The following is an 831-nucleotide window of genomic DNA, read 5'->3' as shown; positions in this document are numbered from 1 at the left end:
GGCGCGGACGGCGTCGGCGCGCAGGGCCTCGTCGGTGCGGGCGGCGAGGGCGGTGGGGTCGCGGCGGACGTCGAGGGTCACGCCGGCATTCTAATCAAAGAATTGACGTTCTTTGTGGGGCCCGGTGGAGGGGGGAGGGGCGCAGACAAGTCGGTCCGACGACCGTTCCGCACCCCAACCCTTCATGAGAGAAGGGTGAGGCGTTAGGATCGACGAGAAGGCCCCTCGAACTCCTCCCGAGGGTTCCAGTACCCACCTCGTGCTCCCGGGCACTGGCACCCACGTCCCCACCCGACTACCCTGGAGGCATGTTCGACCTTCCCGGTCAGGTCCCCGTGCTGATCTTCGTCTGCGCCGCGCCCGAAGGGCTCCTCGCCGCGCACTTCGAACTCGAGGACGACCGCACCTACCACCCCGAGGACGTGACCGTCCTGACCGAGGTCCCACCGCGCGGTGACGGGCAGACCCTCACCGTCACCTGCACCCGCCTGCCCGACCACGCCGAGTTCCGCGAGATGGCCGTCTCAGCCGCCACCAGGGCCGCCCGCGTCGAGACCAGCCCCGCCGGGCAGTGGCTCAAGCTGCTCATCCCCTTCTGAGTGCCACGCATCTGCGTCCAGCACGCGAGGTGCGCTAGCATGACGGGCGTGGACAGTGACCTGCGCGGCGTCTCCCCTCAGGCCATGGACTGGTGGCTCGCCCTCACCCCCGAGGAGCGCGCCCGCGTCGTCAACCGCTCGTACCGCGAGTTCGAGCGCGAGCAGGCGCACCTGCGCCTACCCGCCGAGACCCGGCCGCACCGCCCTCCGACGACGACCCCCGCGGCTGACC

At 70.8% G+C, this 831-nt stretch carries 3 protein-coding genes; all 3 read left to right on the top strand.

Annotated elements, in window-relative coordinates:
• On the top strand, positions 1-207 hold a 207-nt coding region (locus DEIPI_RS41075), incomplete at its 5' end, for a hypothetical protein (RefSeq protein ID WP_211238355.1).
• A 101-nt stretch (positions 208-308) separates the two neighbouring features.
• Positions 309-599, top strand: coding sequence for a hypothetical protein (locus DEIPI_RS0124400; protein ID WP_027483510.1), 291 nt, complete (start codon positions 309-311; stop codon positions 597-599).
• Between the two features lie 48 nt (positions 600-647).
• The coding region (locus DEIPI_RS40640; protein WP_169737209.1) for a hypothetical protein at positions 648-831 on the top strand (184 nt) is incomplete at its 3' end.

Source organism: Deinococcus pimensis DSM 21231 (genome assembly GCF_000519345.1).
Lineage (GTDB): Bacteria > Deinococcota > Deinococci > Deinococcales > Deinococcaceae > Deinococcus_A > Deinococcus_A pimensis.
The sequence above is the reverse complement of the archived record's forward strand: the minus strand, read 5'-3'. Positions and strand labels throughout refer to the sequence as shown.

Coding starts and splice junctions, on each gene's coding strand:
- DEIPI_RS0124400 (WP_027483510.1), top strand. CDS start 309: ATGTTCGACCTTCCCGGTCAGGTCCCCGTGCTGATCTTCGTCTGCGCC.